The sequence below is a fragment of the Bradyrhizobium sp. UFLA05-112 genome, assembly GCF_053572325.1.
In genome coordinates, this window is record NZ_JBANBK010000018.1 from 65439 (window position 1) to 91698 (window position 26260).

Here is a 26260-nt window from a genome sequence, read left to right on the forward strand (position 1 = left end):
GTGAGACCAAGATGGGTGGCTTTTTTCAACGCCAACTTGCCGTTTATGTCGAGTACCATCGCGATCCGCGGAACACGGCGATGCATGTCATCGGTATCCTTTTGCTGTTCACGGGCGCTGTAATGCCACTGACGCTGGTGAACGTCCCGCTGTTCGGATTCGAGTTCAGTCTTGCGCTGATTCTGGCGTTGCCGGTCCTCATCTATTGGCTGCTGCTGGATGTGGCGCTCGGGACCGGCATTCTGGCCGTGTCGATCGTGCTGTTTTCAATCGCGACGACCATTGCGGCGCAAGTCAGCACCGTCGCGATGTGGGCGATTTTCGCCACGCTGGTCGCGCTCGGCTTCGCCGCGCAGGCGATCGGCCATAAGGTTTTTGAGGGGCGCGAGGCCTCGTTGTTCACCTTTCCGTCTCATCTTTTGCTTGGACCGATGTTTGTAATGGCGAAATTTTTCATTGCGTTGGGTTTTCGTCGTGACCTTGCCGCGATTCTCGCGCCTGTTCCGACCAATTCCCTTTCAACCCGATAAGATTCCAGAGCGGAACAGCAGCAAACCTTCTTCATGGCTCTCGTACTGGTTACCGGTGGCAGCGGTTTCATCGGACATCATCTTGTAGAAGCGCTCCGCGCCAGAGGGCAGCGGGTGCGCGTTCTCGATGTGCGGCCGCCGGCCGCGCCGTGTGCTGACGTCGACTACGTCGCGGGCTCGGTGCTCGACGGCGACGCGGTGGATCGCGCGCTCGCGGGCGTCGATCAGGTCTATCACCTCGCCGGCCTGCCCGGCATGTGGGTCGCCAACAAGCAGGATTTCCACGAGGTCAATTGCCGCGGCACCGAGGTCGTGTTGACGGCGGCGCAACTGCGCGGCGTGTCGCGCTTCCTGCACTGCTCGACGGAATCGATCCTGTTCCCCTATTCGCAGCTCCGCGGCGTCCCGGCCGAGGAGGCGCTGCAGCCGGCCGACGCGATGCCGGGCGCCTATACGCGGTCGAAGTCGCTTGCCGAACATTGCGCGGCAAAGGCCGCGGCGGCGGGCTTCCCGCTCGTCATCGGCACGCCGACCATGCCGATCGGGCCGGTCGATCACAATCTCACGCCGCCCACCGCGATGCTGTGGTACTTCCTGCAAAAGAAGGTGCAGCCGCACATCAACTTCCTCGTCAACCTGGTCGATGTGCGCGATGTCGCCACGGGCCTCGTGCTCGCGATGGAGCGCGGCCGCATCGGGCACCGTTATATTCTCGGCGGCGACTGCGTCCGGCTCGGACAGATCCTGCGCATGATGTCAGTGATCAGCGGCCGCAAGCATTATCCCATCGCAGTGCCCGGCAGGCTCGCCGAGCTTTCGGCGATGATGCTCGAATACATCTCCGACCACGTCACGCACCGGCCGCCCAACGGCACGGGCGAGGGCGTGCGCATCGCGCTTGCCGCCAGCGACCTTTCGATCGACAAGGCGCGTACCGAGCTCGGCTACGCGCCGCGCCCGATCGAGCCGTTGCTGCGCGAAACCATCACCCATCTGCTCGCACGCGGCGGCCTGCAAACGCCGTCCGGCATCGAGCGTCACGCGCTCAGCTCGCGCGCGAGCTGAGCCCAAGCCCAAAAGCAAGAACCTTTCCGTATGTCCTTTGATTTCAGCAAACTTCTCTCTTTCGCCTGGGGTGGCTGGACCACGACCTGGCCGACCAAACTCCTGGCGCTGATCTGGCTCGCCTGGCTTGCGAGCTGGGTTGGAGCCTCGTTCTGGCAGGGCCGCACCAAGAAGCAGGTGATGACGCTGGACTCGCAACGCTATCGCCTGCCGATCCTGATCGGCGGCATCCTGTTCACACCGTGGACTGCGGGAGTGCTGAACGAGAAGCCGCTGTGGGTGTTCGGCGAGACCGGCGTCTACATCGCGGCGCTCGTTGTGCTCGCCGGCATCTCCTTCACCTGGTGGGGACGTCTTCATCTCGGCAAGTTCTGGTCGAACACCATTACCCACAAGGAAGACCACCGCGTCATCGACACAGGCCCGTATGGCATCGTGCGTCATCCGATCTACACCGGCCTGATCGCCGGCATGCTCGCGACCGGCATCGCGGTCGGCACCGTGACGGCGATCCTCGGCGCCATCCTGATCTCGCTCGGCATGTGGCAGAAGGGCCGGATGGAAGAAGTCTTCCTGTCGAAGGAGCTCGGCGAAGATGCCTACGGCGCCTATTGCCGCCGCGTCCCGATGATCATTCCGTTCCTGTCGCCGCGGTAACATCTGCGCGCGGGCCTGCCGCCCGACATCCGGTTCCGACGGAACGAATTGTCGCATCCGGACATTCCCCCTTCATTCGGCAAATGGAGAATGGGAATGAGGAAATATCTCTTTGCAGCAGCCATGATCGGCGCAATGGCGGTTCCCGCGCTCGCGGACGAGGTGGGCGTCGGCGTTCGCGCCGGCCCGGTCGGCGGTGGCGTGACGGTTGGTGAATCCCACGAATATCGAGATCGCGATCGCGATCGCACCACCATCATCAAGCAGCGCGAGCCGCGTGAGGACAGGACGACCGTCATCAAGAAGCAGAATGAGGACGGCAGTCGCGAGAAGACCGTCATCCATCACGACAACGACTGACAAAAAGGGCCCGCGAACCGGGCCCTTCTTCTTGCAGCCTTTTCGCGAGCGTCAGCGTAGCGACTTCAACGCACCGACTTGGGCGGCGTGGCGGCGGCCTGCGCCGGCATGGCCGGCAACAGATGACGCGGGATGATGACATCCTGAGCGGCAGCAAGGGGCGCGCTTTCGGACAACCCATTGGCCTGCGCGAGCGACCAGACCGGCACGTGATATTGCGTGGCGATGCGATCGAGCGTGTCGCCGGCACGCATCGGTAGCTTCACGCCCGAGTCCCACAATTCCACCAGCGTGTCGCCAGGAACGAGATAGCGCAGCGGCACGGGGTCGCCCTGCGCCTGCGCCGGCACGCGCGGCAATTGCGCGACCATGTCGACGATCTGGCGATGGATGTCTTCAGACTTCTCGATGTTGATGTGGGTGACGCGCTTGTTCTGCTTCAAATCGAAGCTCGCATAATGGCCGCGATAGCCGGGCTCGGCGACCACGTCGCCGCCGCCGAGCACGCTGTCGGACAGATAGATGTTGATGAAGCGCTCGACGTTGAGCGGCACGTTTCCAGTCGCGTGCGCGGGATCGATGGTGATCACGAGGCTGACCGGAATCTTCTCCTCGGCAAGCATCTCGGCGAAGATGATCGAGCACAGCCCGCCCATGGAATGCCCCATCAGCACGATCGGCGCAGGCTGTTCGCGGTAGGCGGAGATCGCGCGCTGGGCGACCAGCCGGCAGATCGTGAATTCGTAGACGTCGGCCTTGAAGCCGGCTTCCGTCAACCGCTCGGCGAGGCGGTCCATGCCGGTCGAGAAGATCGGCCCCAGCGCACCGCGGAAGAGATAGACGCGCGGCGACGGCCCAGGCTCGGCCTCAGCGGGCAGCGGCGGCGGTTGCGGCAGTGACGGCGCCACGATCGCGACAGCCTTCTTCGGCTTTGCCGGCGAAGCGACCGCCACGGCGGTCGACAAGCCGAGGAGCACGCCGGCCGCCAGCAGGACCAATCGCCTCAAAACAACCATGCGTCCTGCAACCCCACCGCGGGAAGGCGGGCGCCTTCCCTGTTCCGGCCTTACTGACCACCGATTTGGCAGAATTTGGGGCACATAGCCTGCTCAATTGCACGCCAACGCCAATGCGCCCGCCTACCGCTCGCTTATCGAGAACCGGCGATGCGTCTGAACCAGTCGTCCAGAAGCGCCTTCTCGTAGCCGTAGCGGCCACCCAGGCGGCCGGAGGGGTTCATGAGATAGTTCATGTCGCTCAGATCGTCCTCGCCGCTCGTCGTGCGCCGGCCTCCGCCACTCAGCGTGTAGCGCAGCTTGATGCGCGGCGGCGTGACGTCGCGCATCACTCGCACGTCCGAGCCACGCCCCCTTGGCTCGTCCTGGCCGGCAAGATCGACATCCAGAACATCGATGCTCAGATTCTGCCCCGGAGCGAGAAGCCGCCTGCCCTGGCTTTCGAGATAGGCGCGAAACTCGGCCAGCGTGGCCTCGCGCGATCCGCCACCGTAAGCATCCGCGTCGGTGTACCGCTCAGGATTGATGAGGCGGACCTTGACGGCGGCAATGCCGGACGACGGACAGACCAACGCAGCCATCAGCACGGCGGCGGCAACCAACCCCCTGATCATGTGAGCCTTGCTTTTCCGAATGCGTTCAGTCGAGCTTCCCACGAACTCGGGAACGCCAGAATTGACATCGATAGTCCGTTTCGGCACTTAGAATCGTTCAATCGGGCCGGCACGTGCTCTCGCCTGATCATCTGGCGGCGTGATCGGCCCTGACGTTCATATCCGAGATCGCTCATATCCGAGATCGCTCATGACGACGCCAGCCTACATCGAACCGCTCAGCGGCACGCTCTATCCGCTGGACCAGCCGCGCTGGTGCTCCGACGACCGCAAGCCGCTGATGGTGACGCCGCTGCGCGGCATCTCGCGCGACGAGGTCGATCGCAGCGTGCGCTCGCTGTGGCGGTATCGCGCGGCGCTGCCGGTCGATATCGCGAGCCCGATCTCCATGGGCGAAGGCTGCACGCCCCTCGTGCAGAAGGAGTGGGGCGCGTTGAGGCCCTACTTCAAGCTCGAATGGTTCAATCCGACGGCCAGCTTCAAGGATCGCGGCACCACGGTGATGCTGTCTTTCATCCGCCAGCTCGGCATCAACGCAGTGCTCGAGGACAGCTCGGGCAATGGCGGCGCATCGGTCGCCGCCTATGGCGCCGCCAGCGGAATGAAGATCAAGATCCTGGCACCCGCGTCCACCTCGCCGATGAAGATCGCGCAGGTGCGCGCTTATGGAGCGGACATCCAGCTCGTGGAAGGGCCGCGCGAGGAGTCGGAGGCGGAAGCGATCCGCCAATCCAGCCACATCTTCTATTCGAGCCACAACTGGCAGCCCTTCTTCCTCGAAGGCACGAAATCGCTCGCTTACGAGATGTGGGAGGATTTCGGCTATTCGGCCCCCGACAACGTCGTCGTTCCCGTCGGTGCCGGCAGCAGCCTGCTCGGCTGCTATCTCGGCTTCAAGGAACTGCTCGCGGCGGGGCAGATCGCGCGGATGCCAAAGCTGTTCGCCTCGCAGCCCCTGAACTGCTCGCCGCTCGATGCGAGCTTCACGGCAGGCGTCGATACGCAGGTCTCGCGCGAGGTCCACAAGACCATCGCCGAGGGCACCGCGATCAAGAGCCCGCTACGCCTGCGGCAGATGGTGGCGGCATTGAGGGAAACCGGCGGGGGCACGGTGGCCGTCCCCGAAGAAGGCATCGTCGCGGGGCTGAAGAAGCTCGCGGTCACAGGCCTGTTTCCCGAGCCGACATCGGCAAGCGCCGCCGCCGCGCTCGACGAGCTTGCCCGGCGTGGCGCCATTCGCCCCATTGAGCGCACCGTCGTCGTCATCACGGGAACGGGAATCAAGGCGGCGTCGCTGATCACCGAGATCCTCGGCTAGCGCCGACGCGGCGGGGCGAGACGCCCCGCGGGACTCGCCTAGTTCCGAGCCGGCGCGGCAGCCGCGGCCGAACGCGCGACCGGCTTCGGCGCACGCGGCTCGGCCTGCGGGGCCGCGGGTGCACGCGAGCGCATCACCGCGGCATCGATCTCGGCGATCACGCGGCGCTGGATCAACTCGTTCTTGTCGATCGTGATGTGACCGGCGCCGGAGCCACGCACGTCGACATTGTCGAGCTTGCCGCGGAAGCCATCCGCCGCGCGCACCGGCTCGCCGGGGCCGTCGCCGATATAGAGATTGATGTAGCGCTCGGCGCCGGTCGAGAGCTTGGTCTTGAACACGGAGTCGAGGCCGATCGCGAGCTTCACGGGCACGCCGAGACGATTGAGCTTGGCGATCATGTCGGGCAGCGCGGTCGCACCCGAGGAATGCCCGACCAGAATGATGGTCTTCAGCCGCCCAGCCTTGTAGGCGGCGGCGGCCTCATCCGCGAGCGAGGACCACGAGACGAAGTTCGCAACCGTCACCGGGATGCCCTGTGCCTCGAGCCGCGAGCCGATGGTGTCGAGCCCGAGCGAGAAGATGTTGAGCACGCCGCGCAACAGATAGACATGCGTCGTCGCCGCCGGGTTCGGCGCCGTCGGAGCAGCCGTGGCGGGCCGCGGGCTGATGGCGAGTGCCGTCACCAGGCACAGGCAGAGCGCCCATGTCTTGAGTGCTGACAAGTGGCTTGCGCCGGCTGCGTAACGGCCGTTCGGTCTCATCGATCTTTTCCCTGGGAACACGCTTTCGCAATTGGCCGGAATCGTAGCCATGGCCTGCTCGCAGACGCAACAAAGAGCCGCGTGAGCAACAATCTTATCCGCGGCCCGTGACTGTTGCGCAACAGTTGCCCGGAACCCGTCACTGAAGAGGCTGTTTTGAGACCATTTTTCTCCAGGGAATTGCAGCCGGGGAAAGGCGTTCCTATTTCAGGGCTCCGCTGACCTGCCCTCCAGGGGCGGGTTCCAGCGTCCCCTCCCCAGTCCTTTCGGCCATCATGTCCTCCATCATCTCCGTCGCCAACCTGTCGAAGACCTATGGGTCCGGCTTCAAGGCGCTGAAAAACGTCAACCTCGACATCAAGCGGGGCGAGATCTTTGCGCTGCTTGGCCCCAACGGCGCCGGCAAGACCACGCTGATTTCGATCATCTGCGGCATCGCCAATCCGACCGAAGGCAAGGTCATGGTCGGCGGCGAGGACATCGTCAGCTCCTGGCGCAAGGCGCGCTCGCTGATCGGCCTGGTGCCGCAGGAGCTGCACACCGACGCATTCGAGAGCGTGTGGGCAACGGTGAGCTTTTCCCGGGGCCTGTTCGGCAAGCCGAAGAACCCCGCCCACATCGAGAAGGTGCTGAAGGACCTCTCGCTCTGGGACAAGAAGGACAACAAGATCATCACGCTCTCCGGCGGCATGAAGCGTCGCGTGATGATCGCCAAGGCGCTGTCGCACGAGCCGCAGATCCTGTTCCTGGACGAGCCCACCGCCGGCGTCGACGTCGAGCTGCGCAAGGGCATGTGGGAGGTGGTGCGCACCCTTCAGCAATCCGGCGTCACCATCATTCTCACCACCCACTACATCGAGGAAGCCGAGGAGATGGCCGACCGCATCGGCGTCATCAACAAGGGCGAGATCGTGCTGGTCGAGGACAAGGCGACCTTGATGCAGAAGCTCGGCAAGAAGCGGCTGACGCTGCATCTTGCGCAGAAAATCGATGCGCTGCCGGTGAGTCTGGCGCCCTACGCCCTTGAGCTTCGCGAAGGCGGCGCGACGCTGGTCTACGACTACGACACCAAGGGCGAGCGCACCGGCATCACCAGCCTGCTCGGCGACCTCCGCAGCGCCGGCATCCGGTTCGCTGACCTCGACACGACGCAATCGTCGCTCGAGGATATCTTCGTCGACCTCGTGAGGACGTCATGAATCTGCACGCCGTTCGTGCCATCTACCTGTTCGAAATGGCGCGCACCTGGCGCACGCTGGTGCAAAGCATCGTCTCGCCGGTGGTCTCGACCTCGCTGTATTTCGTGGTGTTCGGTGCCGCGATCGGATCGCGCATCGACCATGTCGAGGGCGTGAGCTACGGCACGTTCATCGTGCCGGGCCTCGTGATGCTGTCGGTCTTGACCCAGAGCATCGCCAACGCCTCCTTCGGCATCTACTTCCCGAAATTCGTCGGCACGATCTACGAAATCCTCTCCGCGCCGATCTCCTATTTCGAGATCGTGCTCGGCTATGTCGGAGCGGCCGCGACCAAGTCGATCATTCTCGGCCTGATCATTCTCGCCACCGCCGGGCTTTTCGTGCCGCTGCATATCCACCATCCGATCTGGATGCTGACCTTCCTTGTGCTGACCGCGGTGACCTTCAGCCTGTTCGGCTTCATCATCGGCATCTGGGCCGACGGCTTCGAGAAGCTCCAGATGATCCCGATGCTGGTGGTGACGCCGCTGACCTTCCTCGGCGGCAGCTTCTACTCCGTGAACATGCTGCCGTCGGGCTGGCGCACGGTCGCGCTGCTCAACCCGGTGGTCTATCTGATCTCCGGCTTCCGCTGGAGTTTCTTCGAGATCGCCGATGTCAGCGTGGCCTTGAGCATTGGCATGACCACGGCCTTCTTGGTGGCCTGCCTGGTCATGATCGGCTGGATCTTCCGCACCGGCTATCGGCTGAAGAATTGACGTCTGCCGTCATTCCGGGGCGTGCGAAGCATGAACCCGGAATCTCGGGCCACAACCTCTAGATTCCGGGCTCGCGCGCTCTGCGCGCGCCCCGGAATGACGATCTGAGCCGTCACCTGTAGCAATGGAAGTGGTGGTAGCCGTCATAATAACCGCGGCAGCGATGGCGCCAGCCGTGATGGGGAATGCCGAACACGCCCTCGACCGCGCCCACGGCGCCGCCGACACCAGCCCCGACAGCGCCTCCGACCACGCCGCCGACAGGCCCGGCGACGCGGTTGCCTTCATAGGCACCTTCCTGGGCGCCGCGCACGATGCCCTGGGTATGTCCCGGCTCCGGCAGGAGCGCAAGCAGCAGGCATGCGGCAAACAGGGGGCGTAAAGGCAAACCAGCCGGCAACGCGGCCGCGGTTGAGCGAGCTTTGTTCATCTCAATATCCCAGTGGATGGACCGGCGACTTGACCGGTGACGGCAGGCGGTTTGAAACGCCGCTGCGGCCAAATGGTTGCGCATCCGTGACGGCGAATTGGCGATGCGCCGCGCTCGCGAAAATGTCACGCCGCACGCGCGGATTCGTGATGAAGCAGCCTTGCTTACGCCCGGCGCCAAGTTAACGATGGGCAAGTCGGGCCACTGGAACCGAAACCTGATTGCGGGCATAGTACACGCCGGGGGACGGAGAGCCGCGGCGCTTGCGCGAACGGGCCGGAGGCCAGGAGTAAAATGCGTACCTTATTTGTTGCAATCGTCTCATTGATGCTTTTCAGCGCGGGCACCGCGCAGGCCAAGGTCGACATCACCATCGACAAGGACAATCAGCGGATGACCGTCGCGGTCGACGGCGTCGCGCGTTATCACTGGCCGGTCTCGACCGGCATCCCTTCCCGCGAGACGCCGAGCGGCAGCTTCCGCGCCTTCCGCATGGAAGAGGATCACTACTCCAAGGAATTCGACGACGCGCCGATGCCGCACTCGATCTTCTTCACCAAGATCGGGCATGCGATCCACGGCACCGACTCGGTCGGCCGGCTCGGCACGCCAGCGTCCCATGGCTGTGTGCGGTTGTCGCGCGAGAATGCCTCGACGCTCTATGCGCTGGTGCAGGAGCAGGGCGTGCTCAACACCACAGTGACTCTGACCGGCTCGGCCCAGGTCGCCTTGATGCGCAATCCGCGCAGCCGCGGCACCAGCGCGGTGGCGCGCGCCGCGCAGCCGTACGGTGACCAATACACTGCAGCCGGCGAACCCGTCGACCTGACGCCGCAGGCGCAGCCGGGACGCCGCGTGGTGCCGCAGGACGACGGCTATATCTACCCGGCCGACGGCAGCGACACCGGCGCCCGCTATCCAGCACCGCGCAGCTCGCGCCAGGTCTATGATGCGCAGGTCTATCAGCCGCAGCGGCAGTACCAGACTTACGATCCGAGCTACGGCCAGCAGGGCTATTATCAGCAGCAGCCCCGCCAGTACTATCAGCCGCGCACCTACTACAACTATCAGAACTGACGGCTGAAGCGACCGGCTATCTGGACGCGCTAACCACCTTCGCCGACCAGCACGAACGGCGCCCAGACGGCGGGATCGGCATTGCGCGGCGAGGCGCGGTCGGCGATCAGCGCCCGCATGGAGCGGCGCAGTGCCTCGGCGCGGCCGATGCCGGGATGTGAGGCGAGTTCGGAGAACGCGCCGGTGGTCAGCCGCACGGCCGCCTCGGAATCGACCGGCCAGTGCGACACCAGCAGCGCGCGGGCACCGGCGTAGAAGAATGCGCGCGCAAGGCCCGACAGGCCCTCGGCACCGGGCCTGTCGCCGGCCGCCGTGTTGCACGCCGACAGCACCGCCCAGTCGGCATCGAGCTTGAGCCTTGCGATCCGGCTGGCGGTGAGCAGGCCGTCGTCCTCGCGCGTCGGCTTGTCCGGCAAGGTCAGCACCAGGGCGGGCTCGGCGAGACCGTTGACCTCGCCGGCCACGAGACCATGCGTCGCGAAATCGACGACGCGATACTGATCGAGCGGCAGCGTGCTGACATTGGTGACGGTCGCGGCCGGACCGAGCTTGACGTCGTCCTGCGGCGAGGCGCCGAGCGCGCGCGCCACCGCCTGCAATTCGCCCGCGGTTTCCGGGAGCGCCGGCAAGCCCGTGCGCAGCCGCTCCAGATCGACGCTCGTGCCATCATAGTAGCTCTGGTAAGGCTGCACATTGCGCCCGGCGCTCGCGCGCTTGTCGCCGCTCGCGCGCTGGAACACAGGATCGCCGAACCCGACGAACGGTCTCGACGCACGCGAATCCTTCGCAAAGCTGCGTAGCGCGCGCAGGCTCGCCACCGAGGGCAGCACGGTGATCACGCGCTCATTGAGCAGCCAGGCCGCCTGCCGGTAGCGATCATCCTTGCCGAGCGCTGGATCGGGTTTCTTCGTCACCAGCACGTGGAACGGCAGGCTGGTCAGCGCGCCCGCGGGAACCACCAGCAGTTTCGGCTTGCCGGAGATGTCCGCCATGACCGGACCAAGCAGCGCGGCGTAGAGCTCAAAGGCGGCATCGAGATCGAACGATGTCTGCGTCGCCTCGGAATTGGCAAGTCCGAGCCGCAGATGCGCGACGCGGTCGCTGATCGCCTTGCTGCCGAGCGCGATCTGGCGCAGCGCGCTCGTCTCACGTGTCACGGCGAACACGTAGGTCTTGTCGTCCAGGACGAGAAAGGCGACCTGCGCCTCATCGGGCTTCAGTAGAGCCTGCGCCTGCGCGATCGGCAGCGGCTCGGGATCCGACAGTTCGGCGTAGGCGGGAAAGCCCTTGTCGAGCAGGGTCGAGGCCTCGTCGTAGGATTTTTGCGTTCGCGCGATCTCAGCGCGAAGGCTGCTGATCAGCACGTCGTTGCGCTTACCGTCGGGCTGGCCGAGCTCGGTCGTGACGCGCTTGTCGAGCGTGTCGAGCATGACTTTCAGGTCCTGCTGCCGCCGCACCAGCACCGCGATTGCGTCACTGCCGGCGCCGAACCGCACCGCCATCTGCGACAGCGCCGCGCCCGCCTTGGTATCATGGGCCCGCTGCGCGGCGCCAAACGCCTCGTCCCTTGCCGTATCGTCAGGCCTGCCGTCCGAAACGCGCCAGATCGCTTCGATCAACGCCGGGTCAATCTCGGTGAAACGGGTGAACTGCGTATTGCGCAGCGCGTTCAACGCCGCCGATGCCCGCCGCAGCATCGCGAGCGCATCGGTCCATTTGCCTTCGCGCGCGTCGACGTCGGCGAGATTGACCATCGTGGCAATGGTGTCCTGATGGTTCGCGCCGAGCCTCTCCTGTGCGATGGCGAGCGCACGGCGAAGTTTTTCCCGTGCATCGGCGAGCTGACCGGTCCTGAGATCGAGCACCGCGATGCTGCGAAGATCGCCGATGAGCTGCGGATGGGCATTGCCCAGCAGGCGCTCGTCGATCTCGAGCGCGCGGCCGAGATATTGCCTGGCCTCGTCGGCTCGTCCAGCCTCCACCAAGGCCTGACCGAGCGAGTTCGCCGCGACGGCGGTCTGGGCGGCGCCCTGGCCGAACTTCCGCTCCATCAGCAGCAGCGAGCGCTGGTAGAGCGGGATCGCCTGTTCGGCTCGGCCGAGGCTGCGATAGCTGTTGGCGAGGTTGGTGAGGATGCGCCCGACATCGGCGCTGTCGGCGCCGAACGCCTTCTCGTCGATCGCAAGCGCGCGCTCCTGCAGGCCCACGGCCGCCTCGACCTTTCGCTGGTCGACATAGTTGTTGGCGAGGTTGACGAGCGCAATCGCCGTGATCGGGTGGTTGGGGCCGTATTGCTTTTCATAGGCCTGAAGCATCTGCTGATAGAGTTTTTCCGCTTCGGCAAAGCGCGACTGCCGCTCCAGAACGATTGCCAGATTGCCAGTCGCCCCCGTAACGAGCGGATGATCCTCGCTACGCCGCGCGCGGCCGACCGCGAGTGCGCGCCGGAAGATCGCCTCGGCATCGGCAAAGCGGCCGACGGCCTGATAGAGGTTGCCGAGATCGTTCAGCGTCTTCTCGTGGTTGGGAGCAGCTTCAGCATCGCGGCCATAGGCCTTGTCGAGTGTGTCGAGCGCCTGCTTCAGGAGACGCTCGCCGTCGTCGAAGCGTCCGAGCAGGCCGTACACGTCGCCGAGATCGTCCATCGCTGTGGCAATTTCGTGCGGCGGTGCATTCGGGGTGTTTTGCCAGCTCGCCAGCGCGGTTTCGAAATAGCGCGCGGCCTCACCAAAATTCTCCTTGTCGCGCGCAAGCCCGCCGAGAGCGGCAAGGGTGCTTGCAAGCCTGACGTCATTGGCGCCGAAGGAAGATGTGCCGAGCGCCAGCGCACGCTCGGCGATCGCCGTCGCCTCGGTGCGTCGGTCGAGCATGCCGAGGGAGGTGACCAGGATGTTCGAGGTACGCAGCGTCGAGGCAACGTCGGTGTTGCGCAGCTTGATCGCGAGCGCCGCGTTGAGCTTGTCGACGGCCTCGCCGTAGCGTCCGAGATTGTGCAGGCACAGGCCTTCATTGTGCAGCACCCCGGCATAGTTCATGTTGTCGGTGCCCTGCCGCCGGCGAACCAGCACCTCGAGCTTCTCGGCGGCCGCCAGGGCCTCGGCCATGCGGCCCGCCTGGATGCTTGCCGCCATCTGCGCCTGGAGCGAATCAAAATCATTGCCGCGCTGGGCGAAAGCGGGCTCGCCGAATAACGAGACCGCCAGCATGAGGGCGGCGAAGACGCGAGCGCGGCGCATATGGAGGCCCCCGTCACACGCTTCAAATGACAATGGCCTCAAGAGTAAAGGCCGCAGCCGCCGCTGTCGACAGCATGCGAGGACGCCGGGCCGCGGCCTGAAAGCCACGGTCTCCGATCTTCAGCACTCGGGCGAAGCCAACGGGCGCAAATGCCTGTAGACTGGCCAAAGCCGTCGAAAACCGGTTCAAACCTCCTGCTTCCCTCTTGCCCTGCGTGCCCCGATGCCATCCCCTGCCCTGACGATCCTAACGGCCTTTTGTGTTCTCATCGCTGGACGGGCCATGGCCTTCGATTCAACCTTCGATCTCGAAGCGCATCGCGGCGGGCGCGCGCTGCTGCCGGAAAACACCCTGCCCGCCTTCGCCAACGCGCTGTCGATGGGCGTCGACACGCTGGAGCTCGACGTCGGCGTCACCGCGGACGGCGAGGTCGTCGTGTCGCATGAGCGCGGCCTCAATCCGGATCTCGCGCGCGACGCCGCAGGCGCCTATGTCGGTGCTCCGGGGACGCCGTTCGTAAAACTGCGGCTCGACGAGGTCAGGACGTATGACGTCGGTCAGATCCGCCCTGACAGTGCCTACGCCAAGCAGTTTCCCGAGCAGCGCGCGGTGCAGGGGACGCGGATTCCGACGCTGAAGGAGGTGTTCGCGCTAGTCGAAAAATCCGGCAATACGCGCGTGCGCTTCAACATCGAGACCAAGATCGATCCGAACCATCCGGACGAGTCGCCGGATCCGCGAGCCTTTGTCACGCATCTTCTCGGCCTCATCGACGCCGCGGGGTTTTCGGGCCGCGTCATGATTCAGTCCTTCGACTGGCGGACGCTGCTTCTGGTCCAGCAGCAGGCACCGAAAATTCCGACCGTCTATCTGACGCTGCAGCGCGGCTCGGCGCCGACCAACGCCCTCGACAGAGCCACCGAGTGGACGGCGGGCTTCAATCCGGCCGATCATGGCGGCTCTCTGCCACGCACGATCAAGGCGGCCGGCGGCGCGGTCTGGTCACCCTATTTCGGCGACGTGACCGCGGCTCTGGTCACGGAAGCTCACGAGCTCGGCCTGCGCGTCGTCGTCTGGACCGTCAACAAGGCGGACGACATGGCGCGGATGATCGAGATCGGCGTCGACGGCATCATCTCCGATCGCCCCGACCTGTTGCGGCAGGTCGCCGGCGAAAAAGGCATCGCGCAGCCCGCAGGCACGCCGGTCAGTCCGTAGGTCTCCCCTCGCGCGGGCGCCGGGCTACGAACTTTCAGCTACTCCCCGTCCCGCAGACGCCGGTACAGCGCGCCGATGATGTTGGAGTAGTCGTCGGTCCAGACCCGCACCTTGTCGTCGGCCTCGGTCTCCTCCCATTGCTTGGAGGAGGCGAGCTTTCCGACATCGGCTTCCTCGCGCGCGGAGACGACGACGTCGGTCGCGAAGATGTAGTCCGCATCACGCCCGGAATCCTCGTTGTAGACCCAGCTCTTGAGATCGTTGGCATCGGCAATGCCGACCACGACCGGCTCGAGGTCGAGATGGCGGTTGGAGATGTGCATCACGACTGCGCCGTGCGGGGCGAGCTTGTCCTTGTAGATCTTCATCGCTTCTTCGGTCGCAAGATGGATCGGGATCGCGTCCGAGGAGTAGGCATCGACGATGATGAGGTCATAGATGCCGTCAGGCTCCTTGGCGAAGGTCAGACGCGCATCGCCGATCACCGGCTTCAGGCCCGGCGCACAGCTCGAGATGTAGCGGAAATATTTGGGATCGCTCGCGGTATCGACCATGGTCTGGTCGATCTCGAAGAACTTCCAGCTTTCGCCGGGTTCGGCGGCGCAGGCGAGCGTGCCGGAGCCGACGCCGATCGCGGCCACCTTTAGCGGTGCGCCCTTGCGCTCGCGCATGGCAGCGATGGCCTGACCGATGCCGCCATCCCTGTGATAGTAGGTGATCGGCTCGGGCCGCCCCTCGACCGGCGTGCCGTCATTGTTGCGGAAACGCTCGGCGCCGTGGATCGTGGTGCCGTGCATCAGCACGTGGAAATAACCGCCGGGCGTCACCACGATCTTGTGCACGCCGAAGAAGCTGCGCACCGTCTCGACGCGGCCTTCATCCGCCGGGTAGACGCGGGTCAGCGCCAGTGCGAGCACGATCGTTGCAAAGATCTTCCAGCGGTTGGCATTGAGCGCGAGCGCCAGAAGCGCTGCGAGCAGGCCGACGGCGCCGGCGATCCAGACGCGGTGATCCTCGAACCAGGTCGTGACCTGCTCTGGGATTTGGCCGGTTGAATAGGACGGCGCCACCAGTGCGATGGCGAGCGCGGCGAGCACGAGCCAGTACCACTTCATGATGGAAGCAAGCCGCTCGCCTGCCGATGGCCGGCATAGCGCGGCGAGCGCGATCAGGATCGGATATTCCGCGATCCAGGAGAAAGTGAAAGGCGCGACGAGGCCGGCGAACAGGCCGCCGACCATGCCGCCGAATGACAGCGCGACATAGAAGCCGGTGAGATATTTTGCGGCCGGTCGCGTGCGCGCCAATTCGCCATGGCAGGCCATAGCGATGACGAAGAAGCAGAGCTGGTGGCCGCCCAGCGTCAGCAGCAGATTCTGCTCGCCGCCGAAAGCCAGCAGGATCACGGTGCCGGCAATCGCGAGCGGCTGGAGCCTCAGCATCCATCTGTGCGGCAACAGCGGCCGCGACTGGAACACCAGCACCCAGGTCAAGAGGTAGAGCGACAAAGGCACCACCCAGAGAAGCGGTGCGGCGGCGACGTCAGTCGAGATATGCGCGGTTACCGCGATCAGGAGGCCGGAAGGCACCGCAGCAAGGAAGATCCACCGTGTGCGAACGAGCCAGCTCGGGGCCGGCGAGCTCGTGTCCTCGGTTCGCGCCTCAGCCACCGCCGGCGCCGGCGAGCGCAACAGCAGCACGCCACAGGCCGCGATCAACAGGATCAATAACCCATAGCCGACGGTCCAGAGCCAATTCTGTGTGCGCAGCGTGAACACCGGCTCCAGCAGCACCGGATAGGACAACAGCGCGAGGAAGCTGCCGATATTGGAGGCGGAGTAAAGGAAATAGGGATCGGGACCATCGGGGTGGCCAGTGCGGACGAACCACGCCTGCAACAGCGGATTGTTGGCGGCGAGCGCGAAGAACGGCAGGCCGATCGACACTGCAAACAGGCCGAGCAGCCAGAACGCATAGCCCGAGGTCGGAGGCTCGCCGAACGAATGCGCAATCCCGAGCGGCAGCGTCAGCAAGGCCACTACCAGCAGCACGAGATGGATGACGACGGGAATCACGCGGTTCCTGATCTGCATCAGGAAATGCGCATAGGCATAGCCGGCGAGCAGTAGCGACTGGAAGAACACCATCGCCACCGACCACACCGCCGGCGAGCCGCCGAGCCGCGGCAGCACCATTTTCGTGAACAGCGGCTGCACCGAGAACAGCAGCAGCGCGCTGACGAAGATCGCGGCGGTGTAGACCGTCAGCACCAGCCGGTTGCGCGAGGCGGACGGCTGCTCGGTGACGGTGGGAGGCACGATCGAATCCATGAAAGCTCCGGCAAAACCCCGGCGGGCGCCGGGCGCGCGCAATGGAGCACAAGGCGCATGAACGGGCAATAAAGGGTGGGACTGTCGCGACAGCGAATGCCTGATATACAGGCGTCATTTCCGGGACCGCCTCTGCGGCGGCAGTCGAGAATGTTGAAGCTTTCATGACCGAAACCGACGTCGTCATCATCGGCGCGGGCCATAACGGCCTCACCTGCGCGGCCTATCTCGCGATGGCGGGGCTGCGGGTGACGGTGGTCGAGCGGCGCAAGGTTGTCGGGGGCGCCGCGGTGACCGAGGAGTTCCACCCCGATTTCAGGAATTCGGTCGCCGCCTATACGGTGAGCCTGCTCAATCCGCAGGTCATCAGCGATCTCAAGCTCGCCGAGCACGGCTTGCGTATCGTTGAGCGGCGTGCGCAGAATTTTCTACCCGCAGCCGATGGCAGCTATCTCGTCACCGGTGAAGGGCGAACGAAAGACTCCGTGGCCCGGCTCAGCGCGCATGATGCCGAGGCGCTCGACGGCTTTTCGCGCGAGCTCGAGGCCATCGCCGACGTGCTGCGCCAGTTCGTGCTGCGCGCGCCTCCGAACCTCGTGGAGGGCTTTGGCACGGGTAGCATCCGCGAGAGCATCAACGCTCTGCAAAGCGCCAACATCCTGCGCCGCTTGAGCCTGGAGCAGAGCCGCAGCCTGCTCGACCTGTTCACGCGGTCGGCCGGCGAGATGCTGGACGATCGTTTCGAGCACGATCTCGTCAAGGCGCTGTTCGGATTCGACGCCATCGTCGGCAACTACGCCAGCCCATATGCGGCTGGCTCGGCCTACGTGATGCTGCATCACGCCTTCGGCGAGGTGAACGGCAAGAAGGGCGTCTGGGGCCACGCCATCGGTGGCATGGGCGCAATCACGCAGGCGATGGCGCGCGCCGCGCGCGACCAGGGCGTTGCGATTCAAACCGACGCCGGCGTGCGCGAGGTGATCGTCGAGCGTGATCGTGCTGTGGGCGTCGTGCTGGAGAGCGGCCAGAGCATCCGCGCGAAATACGTTGCCTCCAACGTCAACCCAAAGCTACTCTATACGCGCCTCGTCGCAGCGGACGCCGTCCCTGCCGACTTCCTCGCCCGCATCCGGCACTGGAAGAACAGCTCTGGCACCTTCCGCATGAACGTCGCGCTGGATCGCCTGCCGTCCTTTACGGCGCTCCCTGGCGACGGCGATCATCTGACCTCCGGGATCATCATCGCGCCGAGTCTCGCCTATATGGACCGCGCCTATCTGGATGCGCGCGAGCAGGGCTGGAGCAGCTCACCTGTCGTCGAGATGCTGATCCCCTCGACGCTCGATGACACGCTCGCACCGGCAGGCAAGCACGTCGCCAGCCTATTCTGCCAGCACGTCGCGCCGGAGCTGCCTGAGGGCCAATCGTGGGACGACCATCGCGAGGAGGTCGCCGACCTCATGATCGCGACGGTGGACAAATACGCACCGGGCTTTGCCGCGAGCGTGCTTGGCCGCCAGATCCTCTCCCCGCTCGATCTCGAGCGGCAATTCGGCCTGCTCGGCGGCGACATCTTCCACGGCGCACTGACACTCAACCAGCTCTTCTCGGCCCGCCCGATGCTGGGACACGCCGACTACCGCGGGCCGCTGAGGGGCCTCTACCATTGCGGCTCCGGCGCGCACCCCGGCGGCGGCGTCACGGGCGCGCCCGGCCACAATGCGGCGCGGACGATCTTGAGGGATCACCGCTCTCTGTTCGCAGGCCGTGGATAAGCGTGTGGATAGCCTGGGAGAAACCCTGGGGACCGACTGGGGACATCCTCGCACGACGGCCGGGATATCCCTGTGGACAAGCCGGTGGACAAACCTTGGGCTAACGAAGGGAAACCCTGTGCAGCGGGTAGCGTCTCACTTTGAATCTGGAGGCCTGTGGCCAGAGACCAGTTGGATATGAAGGTCTTGGGCCACTATTTGACGCGCCCATTCGGCCTGGTCTTCCATTATCAATTTTGCGACCAGCAATTCGTCGACGATTGACGCGCCGACTTCTTCGCTCCAACGAAGGTCTGCGGCGTTTCGCTTCTCATCTATCACACGTCACTCCCTTTCGAAGCTTAGAGACACCACCGGACACCGTCAGAAACGACTGCGCCCGCAGGGGGCGTTCCCCCGCGGGCGTCGATCGCTGTCTTCAATGAAATAGCCCCCGCTCGGAAAAGGGAGGCGGAAATTACTTCAAGGAGCTGCTAACTGAACCGAACTTGTCATTCAGGCTGGTACCCAGGTTGTTGACCACGGTAATGATCGCCAGGGCGATGCCGGCTGCGATCAGACCGTATTCGATCGCGGTGGCGCCAGACTCATCAGACCAGAACTTTTGAACCATGCGCTTCAAGATTTGCCTCCAATTTCCAGTTTCGTTGGCTGCACCCAACATCCGGTAATCTACGGAGCGGAACCTAAAGTTGAATAAACACGGGAACCACAAGTTTTGAGAATGATGCGAGGCGATAACTCATTAAATTGGATCGAATTGAGCGAGTAAATTTGAATCAAATGCCCCCATTCCCCACCCACCGCGCGAGCTTTGCGATAGGCGACGAGGCCGCCGCCAAGCGTGTCGTCGACATCCTGACCGAGGTCTTTTTCGATGGTGACGCGGCGGTCGCCGCATTCGAGCAACCCGACGGGCGCTGGGATGTCACCCTGCACTTCGCGGATGCGCCGGATCAGGATTTCCTGAGGGGAATCATCGCTGAAGCGGCAGGTAGCCAGACCGCGGACACGCTGGTGTTCGACAGCGTCGAGGCCAAGGATTGGGTCAAGGCGAGCCTTGCGGATCTGGTGCCCGTTCCGGCCGGGCGCTTCGTCGTCCATGGCAGCCACGATCGCGATCGCGTGCCACCGAACAAGCTGGCCATCGAGATCGAGGCGGCGCTGGCCTTCGGCACCGGCCATCACGGCACGACGCGCGGCTGTTTACTGTTGCTTGACCATGTCTTGAAAGGTTCTCGGCCGAAGCGCGTGCTCGACCTCGGCACCGGGACCGGCGTGCTGGCGATCGCAGCGGCCAAGGCGCTGCATCGCGTGGTGCTGGCGAGCGACATCGACCCGCCCTCGGTGCGCGTGGCTCGCGAGAACGCGAGCCTGAACGAGGCCGGTCACCACGTGCATGCGATCCGTGCCACCGGCTTTGCCGCGCCCGATTTTGCCGCGTGGGGACCGTTCGACCTGGTGCTGGCCAACATTCTAGCCAACCCCCTGCGGCAATTGGCGGGCCCCATGACGCGCCGCCTCGCGCCGGGCGCGCAGGTCATCCTCTCCGGGCTCCTGACGCCCCAGGCGCCCGCGGTCATCGCGGCCTATCGCGCGCGCGGGCTGGTGCCGGTGCGGCACTTGCGGATCGAGGGCTGGAGCAGCCTGTTGCTGCGGAAGATGGGGTGAGGTGCTGTAGGGCGGGCAAAGGCGCGCTCTTCGCGCGCCGTGCCATCATCGATCCGCACCGGGCGATAGAAGTGGTGGGCACGCTTCGCTTTGCCCACCCTACGGACTACGCTGTCGACGATGCAGCGCTTGCTACTCCGTCGATTTGTCGTCGCGGCCAATCGGAACGCGCTTCTCGCGCAACATCCGCTTGGCGCGGCGCTCGGCGAAACGGTCGATCATCTGGTAGATGACGCCGCGCGGCTTCTCGGGCTCGGGAGGAGAGGGTCCGCGACGGACCGGAGGCGAGATCTTTTCAAACATAAACGCAGGCATCGTGTGTCCCCTCGCCATTGAGATGAACCACTTGCTCCTTTTGCCCTGTCATCCGGACGAAGCGCGGAAGCCGCATCCATTACTCCACTCAACGCGAATGGAACTTCGCAAGCACAGTCTATGCCAATGCACAACGATTGCGTCCACATTGCGGAGCAATCACCATCACCCTAAGATAGTCACAGCATGTTCGAAGCTCACTTCCAGACATTCGAGGAGCCGGAGGCCGGCGTCGCATTGAGCGCGCGGCTTGCAGCACTTCGCGAGGAACTCGCCCGCCGCAAGCTGACCGGCTTCGTCATTCCGCGCGCCGACCAGCAGCAGAATGAATATGTGGCCCCGTCGGAGGAGCGGCTGGCCTGGCTCACCGGCTTCACCGGCTCGGCGGGACTGGCGGTCGTGCTGCCGCAAGAGGCGGCGGTGTTCGTCGACGGCCGCTATACGCTGCAGGCGGCCAAGCAGGTCGACGCAAAGGCCTGGGCTGTGGAGTCGCTGATCGATCCACCGCCGGAAAGCTGGCTGTCCGCGCATCTGAAGACGGGCGACCGCCTAGGATTTGATCCGTGGCTGCACACTTTTGCGGCAGCCGAACGCCTATCCGCCGCCTGCGCCAAGGCCGGCGCCGAGCTGGTGGCCGTCGATTCGAACCCGGTCGATGCCATCTGGCACGACCGGCCGCCCGCTCCAATCGCGCCGGTCGTGATTCACGCCCTGCAACATGCGGGGATCGCGGAGGCGGAGAAGGTCGCGCAGATCCGCAGCGAGATCGGCAAGCTGGGCGCCGATGCACTGGTGCTGTCGGACAGCCATGCGGTGGCCTGGAGCTTCAACATTCGTGGCAGCGACGTCGCGCACACGCCGTTGCCGCTGTCCTACGCCTTGGTGCCGAAGGACGGCCGGCCGACCGTGTTCATCGACCACCGAAAGCTCTCCAACCTGACGCGCGACCATCTCGAGCAATCCGCCGATGTGCACGAGCCAGATGCATTGACGCCGACGCTGATGGCGCTCGCCAAGAGCGGCGCAGCGATCGCGCTGGACAATGCGACGGCCGCCGACGCGCTCAGCCGGCTGATCACGAGCGGCGGCGGCAAGCCGCTGCGCGGCGCCGATCCGGTGGCGCTGCTGAAGGCGGTCAAGAACGCCACCGAGATCGCTGGGACGAAGACTGCGCACCGGCGTGACGCGGTGGCGTTGGCCCGCTTCCTCGCATGGGTCGATCGCGAGGCACCCTCGGGCAAGCTGACCGAGATCGACGCAGTGGAGGCGCTGGAGACGTTCCGCCGTGACACCGGCGCACTAAAGGACGTGTCGTTCCCGACCATTTCCGGAACGGGCCCGAACGGCGCCATCGTGCATTACCGTGTCACCCGCAAGAGCAACCGGCGGATCGCACGCGGCGATCTGCTCTTGATCGATTCCGGCGCGCAGTATGAGGATGGCACCACCGACGTCACGCGCACCATGGCCGTTGGCGAGCCGACCGCGGAGATGCGCGACCGCTTCACGCGCGTGCTGCGCGGCCATATCGCGATCGCACGCGCAGTGTTTCCCGACGGTACAACCGGCGCGCAGCTCGACACGCTGGCCCGGCAATATCTCTGGGCCGCCGGCGTCGATTTCGAGCACGGCACCGGCCACGGCGTCGGCAGCTATCTCTCCGTTCATGAAGGGCCGGCGCGCATTTCGAAGCTCGGCACCACGCCGCTCAAGCGCGGCATGATCCTCTCCAACGAACCCGGCTACTACAAGACCGACGGTTTTGGCATTCGTATCGAGAATCTCGAGCTGGTGGTTGCCGCCGACATCGCCGGCGCCGAGAAGCCGATGAACGCCTTCGAGACGCTGACGCTCGCGCCGATCGACCGGCGCCTGATCGCTGTCGCGATGCTGAGCACGGATGAGCTCGACTGGCTCAACGCCTACCACGCCCGCGTCAGGGCCGAAGTGCGGCCGGCGCTCGATGATGCGACGAAGGCTTGGCTCGATGAGGCGACGGCGGAGCTGACATAGTGCATAGCACCGTCGCGTTCGCCGCAACTCTCGCCCCAACCTCCGCTGTCATTCCCCGCGCAGGCGGGGAATCCGGTATTCCAGAGGCACTGGTCGTATCCTGAGAAGCCGCGGCGTACTGGATCGCCCGGTCGAGCCGGGCGATGACACCTGTTTTGTGGCGACGCCTCGTGGGATGACGGTAGATTTGCGGTGCCGGCATCGCGCATGGCCGTATTCCGAAACATCGGTATTCGCTGATCCCGTCATGCGGCTAGTGTCGATCCATGCATGGCATGATGGGCAAGCCGACGCTCTCGGCGCAACAGAACCTCGCGACCTCTCGCGTGATGCTGATGTTGCTCGTCGCCATGACCGGCGTCGCGCCGATCTCGCTTTACATGCTGGTTCCGGCGCTGCCGGTGCTGGCGACGACGTTCGGTCGCGACATCTCGGTCGCGCAGATGACGGTGTCGCTCTACATGGTCGGCATCGCCTGCTCGCAGATCATCATGGGACCGCTGTCCGACCGGTTCGGCCGGCGACCGGTGCTGCTCGCAGGGCTCGCGCTCATGGTCGCGGCAAGCATCGCCTGCATCTTCGCGGATAACCTGCCGCAACTGATCGCAGCACGCTTCTTCCAGGCGCTGGGCGGTGCCACGGGCATGGTGGTGAGCCGCGCCATCATCCGCGACCTCTACGAGCGCGAGCGCGTCGGCGCGATGATCAGCCTCGTCGTCGCCGTCATGATGATCGCGCAAATGCTCTCACCCCTGACCGGCGGCCTGATCGAGACTGCGTTCGGCTGGCGCGCGATCTTCTACGCCATCACGGGAGGTTCGCTCTTAGTCTCCGTCGGCATCGCGCTGACGCTGCCCGAGACGCGCCGCGCTCGCGCCGCCGGCAGCGGCTTTCGCGGCGACGTCGGCAGCCTCATCCGCAATCGCGCCTTCGTCGGCTATGTGCTGTGCCAGGTGCTGGCCTCGCAGATCATTTTCACCTTCGCCGGTGGCGGCCCCTACATCGTGGTCACGCAGATGGGCCGCAGCAGCGCCGAATATGGCGCGTGGTTCGCGACCACGGCGTTTGCGTATCTGGTCGGCAATCTCCTTTGCGTGCGCTTTTCGCCGCGGCACTCGCTGGAGAGGCTGATCTGGTTCGGGCTCGCACTGCAGCTCAGCGGCAGCGTCCTGAACCTTGTCTGGAGCCTGACCGGCTGGAACGAGGCACCAGGCTGGCTGTTCGGCACGCAGATGATCGTGATGGTCGGCAATGCCTTCGTGATGGCGAACTCGGCCGCGGGCGCCATCAGCGTCCGCCCCGAAGCCGCCGGCACTGCGTCAGGCGCGATGGGCTTCCTGCAACAGGGCATCGGGTCGCTGGTATCGCAATTCGGCGCCTATCTCGGCGGCCACTCCACGACGACGCTGCCGCTGACTTCAGCGATAACGGCGATCTCACTGCTGTGCGCCTCCACCATGATCTTCATCGTGCCGCGACGCGAGGTCGTGGTCAGCGAAGAACTGATCGAGCAGGCGGAAGAGGAAGAGAGCGGGATGATGTGAGGGGTCGCCGCGAGCGACAGCTGTTCCAACACTCTCGGTGTCATCCCCCGCGAAAGCGGGGGATCCAGTACGCCGCGGCCTCTCCGTATCCTCGCACGGCCCCTGGAATACTGGATCGCCCGCCTGCGCCTGCGCGGGCGATGACGGCGAAGCAAGAGGCAGCAGCGAGCGCCAAAACCTCACTCCCCGATCAGCTTCAGCCACTCATCCTCGGTCAGCACCTTGACGCCGTGCTTGTTGGCGTCAGCCAACTTGGACCCTGCGCCGGGGCCGGCGACGACGAGATCGGTCTTCTTCGACACCGAGCCCGACACTTTCGCGCCCAGCCGTTCCGCGGTCGCCTTGGCCTCATCCCGCGTCATCTTCTCCAGCGAGCCCGTGAACACCACGGTCTTGCCGGCGACGGCCGAGTTGCTCTTCGGCTTCTCGGCGTCGATGATGTCGACTTCGCCGGTCAGCCGCTCGACGATGCCGCGGTTGTGGCTCTCGCCGAAATAGTCGGCGATGCTCTTGATCACGGTGTCGCCGATCTGGTCCAGCGCATCCATGTCGGCAATTGCCTCCTCGTCGCCGTGAGCGACCTTCAGGCAGGCGTCGTGGAAGGCATCCCATGAGCCATAGCCGCGCGCCAGCGCGAGCGCCGTGGTCTCGCCGACATGACGCATGCCGAGCGCATAGATGAAGCGCTCCAGCGCGATGTTGCGCCGGCTTTCGATGGCGCCGAAGAGGTTGCGTATCGAGGTCTCGCCGTAACCCTCGATCTCCTCCAGCTTCAGCTTCGCATTGCGCTTCTGCAGCGTGAAGATGTCGGCGGGCTCCTTCACAAATCCTTCGTCGAAGAAGTACTGAAGCTGCTTCTCGCCGAGGCCATCGATGTCGAACGCCCGCCGCGACACGAACAGCTTCAAATGCTCGATCTTCTGATAGGGACAGGCGAACTCGCCGGTGCAGCGGGCGCGCGACCCCTCCTCGCCCGTCGCCGTCTCCTCGCGCACCACATCGGTGTGTAGCGGGCACGGGCACTTCTTCGGGAACTGGAATTCCTTCGCATTCTTCGGCCGCTTGTCGATCACGACGTCGACGACCTGCGGGATGACGTCGCCAGCGCGTTGGATCACGACGGTGTCGCCGATCCGGATGTCACGGCCCTCGCGCAGCACCTCACCCTTGTTGCCAATGCCCTTGATGTAGTCCTCGTTGTGCAGCGTGACGTTCTGCACGATCACGCCGCCGACGCCGATCGGTTCGAGCTTGCCGACCGGCGTGAACGAGCCGGTGCGACCGACCTGGATCTCGATGTCGCGCAGCACCGTCATGGCGCGCTCGGCCGGAAACTTGTGCGCAATACCCCAGCGCGGCGTGCGCGACACGAAGCCGAGCCGTTCCTGCCAGTCGATGCGGTCGACCTTGTAGACCACGCCGTCGATGTCGTAGTCGAGCTCGGCACGCTGCTCTTCGATTGAATGATGAAACGCGAGCAGCTCCTCAACGGAGTGACAGAGCTTGGTCAGCGGATTGGTCTTGAAGCCGCAGCGCTCGAACCAGTGGATCATGCCACTCTGCGTGCCCTCCGGCATGGCACTCATCTGCCCCCACGCATAAGCAAAGAAGCCAAGCGGGCGCGAGGCGGTGATCCCGGGGTCCTTCTGCCGCAGCGAGCCTGCGGCCGAGTTGCGCGGATTGGCGAAGATGGTGTCGCCGGCCGCCTTCTGCCGCTCGTTGAGCGCAAGAAAAGCCTTCTTGGTCATGTAGACCTCGCCGCGCACCTCGCAGATGTCGGGGACGTTGCGGCCTTTGAGCTTCTTCGGCACGTCCTCGAGCGTACGGATGTTGGCAGTGACGTCCTCGCCCTCCGCGCCGTCGCCGCGTGTCGCCGCGGTGACGAGCTCGCCGCCCTCATAGCGCAGCGACATCGAGAGCCCGTCGATCTTGGGCTCGGCGGAGAAATCGATCCTGTCGTCGGCAAGCTTCAGGAAGCGCGCAATGCGACCAACGAAATCACGCACGTCCTCTTCCGCAAAGGCGTTGTCGAGCGACAGCATCGGCACTGCGTGCCGGACCTTCTTGAAGCGTCCGGACGGCGCCGCGCCGATCTTCTGCGACGGCGACTCGGCGCTGACGAATTCCGGAAAGCGCTTCTCGATCGCATTGAAGCGCTGGCGCAGCGCGTCATATTCGGCATCCGTTATCGTCGGCGCGTCGTCCTGATAGTAGCGCTTGTCGTGCCCCTCGAGTTCGAGGGCAAGCCGCACGTGCTCGACCTTGGCCTGCGCCTTGGTGAGATCGGCGACGTCGGGAAGCGTCTTCGTTTTGGATTTTGCTGCTCTTGCCATGACCGTTGAATACGACAGACGCTGCGCGAGGTTAAG

General features: G+C 64.8%; 22 protein-coding genes. 13 read left to right on the forward strand and 9 right to left on the reverse strand.

Annotation, left to right across the window (positions count from 1 at the left end; genetic code table 11):
- Window positions 1-11: 11 nt before the first annotated feature.
- The 4 genes from SO180_RS13320 (at window position 12) to SO180_RS13335 (ending at window position 2612) form a co-directional block, all read left to right on the forward strand.
- Window positions 12-530, forward strand: a complete 519-nt coding sequence (locus tag SO180_RS13320) for an Mpo1 family 2-hydroxy fatty acid dioxygenase (RefSeq protein WP_449379279.1) — start codon at window positions 12-14, stop codon at window positions 528-530.
- A 33-nt stretch (window positions 531-563) separates the two neighbouring features.
- A complete protein-coding gene (locus SO180_RS13325; protein WP_449379280.1) occupies window positions 564-1595 on the forward strand; it encodes an NAD-dependent epimerase/dehydratase family protein in 1032 nt (343 codons plus the stop codon).
- Window positions 1596-1625: 30 nt separating this feature from the next.
- Window positions 1626-2252 (forward strand): methyltransferase family protein, encoded by a 627-nt coding sequence (locus SO180_RS13330; protein WP_449379281.1) that lies wholly within the window; start codon window positions 1626-1628, stop codon window positions 2250-2252.
- A 96-nt stretch (window positions 2253-2348) separates the two neighbouring features.
- Complete coding sequence (locus SO180_RS13335; protein WP_449379282.1) at window positions 2349-2612, forward strand: hypothetical protein; 264 nt, start codon at window positions 2349-2351, stop codon at window positions 2610-2612.
- A 65-nt stretch (window positions 2613-2677) separates the two neighbouring features.
- Here SO180_RS13335 and SO180_RS13340 read toward each other — a convergent pair whose 3' ends face one another.
- The gene (locus SO180_RS13340) at window positions 2678-3628 is read right to left on the reverse strand and encodes a LysM peptidoglycan-binding domain-containing protein (RefSeq protein WP_449379283.1); all 951 of its coding nucleotides are present in this window, start codon (window positions 3626-3628) and stop codon (window positions 2678-2680) included.
- A 134-nt stretch (window positions 3629-3762) separates the two neighbouring features.
- A complete protein-coding gene (locus tag SO180_RS13345; protein WP_449379284.1) occupies window positions 3763-4242 on the reverse strand; it encodes a DUF3016 domain-containing protein in 480 nt (159 codons plus the stop codon).
- A 190-nt stretch (window positions 4243-4432) separates the two neighbouring features.
- Between SO180_RS13345 and SO180_RS13350 the strand changes: the two genes are divergently transcribed.
- The gene (locus SO180_RS13350; protein ID WP_449379285.1) at window positions 4433-5560 is read left to right on the forward strand and encodes a threonine synthase; all 1128 of its coding nucleotides are present in this window, start codon (window positions 4433-4435) and stop codon (window positions 5558-5560) included.
- 38 nt (window positions 5561-5598) lie between these two features.
- Here SO180_RS13350 and SO180_RS13355 read toward each other — a convergent pair whose 3' ends face one another.
- Window positions 5599-6324: a hypothetical protein gene (locus SO180_RS13355; protein ID WP_449379286.1), complete on the reverse strand. Its 726-nt coding sequence runs from the start codon at window positions 6322-6324 to the stop codon at window positions 5599-5601.
- Window positions 6325-6599: 275 nt separating this feature from the next.
- On the opposite strand from SO180_RS13355, the gene SO180_RS13360 reads away from it, so the two are divergent.
- Together SO180_RS13360 and SO180_RS13365 are read left to right on the forward strand one after the other, a co-directional pair.
- Window positions 6600-7523 carry an ABC transporter ATP-binding protein gene (locus SO180_RS13360; RefSeq protein ID WP_449379287.1) on the forward strand — a complete coding sequence of 308 codons (924 nt, stop codon included), beginning with the start codon at window positions 6600-6602 and terminating at the stop codon, window positions 7521-7523.
- Complete coding sequence (locus SO180_RS13365) at window positions 7520-8281, forward strand: ABC transporter permease (protein WP_449379288.1); 762 nt, start codon at window positions 7520-7522, stop codon at window positions 8279-8281. The genes SO180_RS13360 and SO180_RS13365 overlap by 4 nt, the downstream gene beginning before the upstream one ends.
- A gap of 112 nt (window positions 8282-8393) precedes the next feature.
- Here the strand turns inward: SO180_RS13365 and SO180_RS13370 are convergent, their stop codons facing one another.
- Window positions 8394-8711 carry a hypothetical protein gene (locus SO180_RS13370; RefSeq protein ID WP_449379289.1) on the reverse strand — a complete coding sequence of 106 codons (318 nt, stop codon included), beginning with the start codon at window positions 8709-8711 and terminating at the stop codon, window positions 8394-8396.
- A gap of 294 nt (window positions 8712-9005) precedes the next feature.
- Here SO180_RS13370 and SO180_RS13375 point away from each other — a divergent pair, with 294 nt between their 5' ends.
- Complete coding sequence (locus SO180_RS13375) at window positions 9006-9788, forward strand: L,D-transpeptidase (RefSeq protein ID WP_449379290.1); 783 nt, start codon at window positions 9006-9008, stop codon at window positions 9786-9788.
- Between the two features lie 29 nt (window positions 9789-9817).
- Here SO180_RS13375 and SO180_RS13380 read toward each other — a convergent pair whose 3' ends face one another.
- A complete protein-coding gene (locus SO180_RS13380; RefSeq protein WP_449379291.1) occupies window positions 9818-13024 on the reverse strand; it encodes a CHAT domain-containing tetratricopeptide repeat protein in 3207 nt (1068 codons plus the stop codon).
- Window positions 13025-13307: 283 nt separating this feature from the next.
- Between SO180_RS13380 and SO180_RS13385 the strand changes: the two genes are divergently transcribed.
- Complete coding sequence (locus SO180_RS13385; RefSeq protein WP_449379292.1) at window positions 13308-14243, forward strand: glycerophosphodiester phosphodiesterase; 936 nt, start codon at window positions 13308-13310, stop codon at window positions 14241-14243.
- Between the two features lie 38 nt (window positions 14244-14281).
- On the opposite strand, the gene SO180_RS13390 is transcribed toward SO180_RS13385, so the two are convergent.
- Window positions 14282-16573 (reverse strand): fused MFS/spermidine synthase, encoded by a 2292-nt coding sequence (locus tag SO180_RS13390; RefSeq protein WP_449379293.1) that lies wholly within the window; start codon window positions 16571-16573, stop codon window positions 14282-14284.
- A 164-nt stretch (window positions 16574-16737) separates the two neighbouring features.
- Between SO180_RS13390 and SO180_RS13395 the strand changes: the two genes are divergently transcribed.
- Window positions 16738-18348, forward strand: coding sequence for a phytoene desaturase family protein (locus tag SO180_RS13395; protein ID WP_449379294.1), 1611 nt, complete (start codon window positions 16738-16740; stop codon window positions 18346-18348).
- A gap of 457 nt (window positions 18349-18805) precedes the next feature.
- Here SO180_RS13395 and SO180_RS13400 read toward each other — a convergent pair whose 3' ends face one another.
- Window positions 18806-18961, reverse strand: a complete 156-nt coding sequence (locus tag SO180_RS13400; RefSeq protein WP_449379325.1) for a Flp family type IVb pilin — start codon at window positions 18959-18961, stop codon at window positions 18806-18808.
- A gap of 170 nt (window positions 18962-19131) precedes the next feature.
- On the opposite strand from SO180_RS13400, the gene SO180_RS13405 reads away from it, so the two are divergent.
- A complete protein-coding gene (locus SO180_RS13405; RefSeq protein ID WP_449379326.1) occupies window positions 19132-20019 on the forward strand; it encodes a 50S ribosomal protein L11 methyltransferase in 888 nt (295 codons plus the stop codon).
- Between the two features lie 132 nt (window positions 20020-20151).
- Here the strand turns inward: SO180_RS13405 and SO180_RS13410 are convergent, their stop codons facing one another.
- Window positions 20152-20334, reverse strand: a complete 183-nt coding sequence (locus tag SO180_RS13410; protein WP_449379295.1) for a hypothetical protein — start codon at window positions 20332-20334, stop codon at window positions 20152-20154.
- A 186-nt stretch (window positions 20335-20520) separates the two neighbouring features.
- On the opposite strand from SO180_RS13410, the gene SO180_RS13415 reads away from it, so the two are divergent.
- Both SO180_RS13415 and SO180_RS13420 read left to right on the forward strand, forming a co-directional pair.
- On the forward strand, window positions 20521-22347 hold the full coding sequence (locus tag SO180_RS13415) for an aminopeptidase P family protein (protein ID WP_449379296.1): 1827 nt from the start codon (window positions 20521-20523) through the stop codon (window positions 22345-22347).
- A gap of 266 nt (window positions 22348-22613) precedes the next feature.
- Window positions 22614-23891 carry a multidrug effflux MFS transporter gene (locus SO180_RS13420; RefSeq protein WP_449379297.1) on the forward strand — a complete coding sequence of 426 codons (1278 nt, stop codon included), beginning with the start codon at window positions 22614-22616 and terminating at the stop codon, window positions 23889-23891.
- Between the two features lie 179 nt (window positions 23892-24070).
- Here SO180_RS13420 and ligA read toward each other — a convergent pair whose 3' ends face one another.
- Window positions 24071-26224 (reverse strand): NAD-dependent DNA ligase LigA, encoded by a 2154-nt coding sequence (ligA, locus tag SO180_RS13425; protein ID WP_449379298.1) that lies wholly within the window; start codon window positions 26222-26224, stop codon window positions 24071-24073.
- Window positions 26225-26260: the final 36 nt, after the last annotated feature.